Annotated in this window: 2 protein-coding genes; one reads left to right on the top strand and one right to left on the bottom strand. The window is 65.0% G+C overall.

Annotated elements, in window-relative coordinates:
* Positions 1-385: 385 nt before the first annotated feature.
* Positions 386-1,552 (top strand): hypothetical protein, encoded by a 1,167-nt coding sequence (locus ACZ7NC_RS45135; RefSeq protein WP_471498149.1) that lies wholly within the window; start codon positions 386-388, stop codon positions 1,550-1,552.
* 282 nt (positions 1,553-1,834) lie between these two features.
* Here ACZ7NC_RS45135 and ACZ7NC_RS45130 read toward each other — a convergent pair whose 3' ends face one another.
* On the bottom strand, positions 1,835-2,512 hold the full coding sequence (locus ACZ7NC_RS45130; RefSeq protein ID WP_471498153.1) for a reverse transcriptase domain-containing protein: 678 nt from the start codon (positions 2,510-2,512) through the stop codon (positions 1,835-1,837).
* Between the last annotated feature and the right edge of the window lie 84 nt (positions 2,513-2,596).

The raw sequence follows: 2,596 nt of genomic DNA, 5'->3' as shown, positions 1-2,596 counted from the left end.
CCACCCACTGGAACTTCACCACACCCCCGACGGCCACATCCGCCTCACCCACCACGCCCCCTGGCCCACACCACAACCAGCACAGCCCGCCCCCACACCCCGCGATCCAGGGCTGACGCATAGTCGAACTTCTCAGTAAAGTCGCAGGTCGGTGGGTACGCCGAAGAGGTCCAAGGGTGCTTTGTGGGGCGCCAGGGCAATCCGGCGCTTGGCGTCTGCGATGGAACTGCCCATGGTACGCAGGCGCCGTGCGCCCGACGGCGCATCTGCAGCCATACGAGCGCCTTCTGCCGCTGGAGACTTCAGCAAGAGTGGACACGGGCTCCCCCACGGGGGCAGGGGTGTGCCTGGGAGCCCGGCTATGTCATCGGACAGGAGGTGCCGCATGGCACGATACGAGCCCAACGACCGCTTGCGCGCACTGCTTGCCGAGGCAGGCCGGAGTGCACAGGCCGATGCACAGGCCCGCTCGGTCACCATGCGTCACAACGACGTGCCGCTCAACCGTCGTGAGCTTCTCTCACGCACCGTCTACTCGGCCATTGCCATCTCCCTGCCGAAACGGGTGCCTCCTCACCCGACAGGTGCCGGCGTCGCGCTCGATCGGCCCCGCCCCACACCCCTGGATTTGGCCGAACAACAAGGTCTCATACGGGAGTTCGGAGCGCTCCTTGCCGCACGCGGCAGCGTAGGGCGAGGAGCACTCGCTGCCTACCTGGCCGACGACGCAGTCCCCTTACTGGCCGCACCCGCTCCTCAAGCGCTACACAAGGCCATGCTCACTTGCCGCGCGCAGCTCACACACCTGCTGGCCCGCATGTCCGAGGAGGCTGGTCTCAACGGTCTCGCTCAGCGCTACTACGAAACCGCGCTCAGCATCGCCCGCGAAGCCGACGATCGCACTGCATACGCCATCACCCTCCGCGCCATGAGCGTCCAGGCGCTGCGCATGGGCCACCGCGGCTACGCAACCGGCCTTGCACACAGCGCCAGGCACAGCTCAGGTCCCGACGCCTCTCCTGCAGTCCGCTCCTTCCTGCTGGCCCAACACGCGCTCACTCACGCCGCGCTGCACCACCGCGGGCCCGCCCTCACCGACCTTGCCGACGCCGAACGCGCCCACGACAAAACATCGGACACCCAAGGCCCCTTCACCAGCTACCCCCGCGCCAGCCTGGACTACCAGCGCGGCAAGACGCTACGCGCGCTCAACGACCTGCGCCCGGCGCAAGCCGCCTTCCGCGACGCAGTGCGCCACCCGCCCGCTCACCAGCACAAGGCATACGCCCTGACGCACGCAGAACTGGCCGAATCACTGCTCGCCACCGGCGACCTGGAAGAAGCCTGTACCCACTGGAGCGTCTTCCTCGACCATTACCCCCGCTTGCACTCCGCACACGCCTGCCACGCCCTCTTGCGCCTGCAGCACTCACTGGCAGCATTCCCTCGCCAAGCACAGGCCGAGGCAACACGCCGCCGAGCACAGGAAGTCTCAAGCTCCGGGTTTGGCACTGGAATTGCACCAGACGGGACAGGGCAGACGCTCGGTTAGGAAGCAGTGACCGGAGGGCACTGCCACTTTGACAGAACGTCAGATGATCAAGAAGAAAAATCCCGCCCGAAACCCTTCGAATCCACGACTGAAGCGCTGAATCGAGAGGTCGTAGGCGGCATTGAGACGGGATATCTCTTCTTGATTATCTGACGGGCAGTCAAGCTTGACCGAACCGCTGGGTATCAAGCTGACAGTCGGGTAGCCCGAGGGGATCGCACCCTCGGGCTCCCACAGATCCGTACGTGACAGTCTCCCGTCATACGGCTCTTGTCGCTCTCGTCAGATAGCAGCCGGTTTCGCCCAGGTCCAGTGCGCGAAGTACCGAGGCTGCCGAGCGATCGCGTCGCGCATCGCGCGGACGGCTTTCTTCCAGCTCCGCAGTCTCTTGTACTTGTTCATGATCCACCGCAGCAGGTAGGTGTTGATGCGGTGGAGCAGGGGCGCCAGCCCTTGGCGGTAGAAGGACCCGTAATAGGCCATCCATCCCCGCACGATCGGGTTGATCCACCGTGCGAGGTCCGCTTCCGAGCCGGAGACGCGCAGGTGCAGCCGCCAGGACCTCACCGTCGCGCTCATCTTCTTCAGGGCCTCCTTGCTGACCGCCGGCTGGAACCCAGTGAACTGCACCCCGTCCCTCCGGCGCGCCTTACGCGGGCAGAAGGTGAACCCCAAGAACGTGAACGCCACCTGCGCGAAGTCTTCGTGCCGGTTGCTGTCCTTGCAGTACACCACCTTCGTCTTGTCCGCGTGCAGCTCCAGTCCGACCTGGGCCATCCGCTCGTGCAGGGCCGCCAGGACGCGCCTGGCCTGACCCTCGGTGACGCAGTGGATCACCGCGTCGTCCGCGTAGCGTTCGAAGGAGACCGAGGGGAACTCCCGGGTCAGCCATGTATCAAACGCGTAGTGCATGAACAGGTTTGCCAGGACGGGTGAGACCGATGATCCCTGTGGGGCAATGCCGCGTAGTTAAGAAACGGCGAGGATTTTGATGTTGGGCGGGTCGGAGTGGTGGATGGTAGTTTCGGTGCGGAGTTTCTTTCT

The sequence above is a fragment of the Streptomyces sp. NPDC111802 genome, from assembly GCF_055634335.1.
The sequence above is the reverse complement of the archived record's forward strand: the minus strand, read 5'-3'. Positions and strand labels throughout refer to the sequence as shown.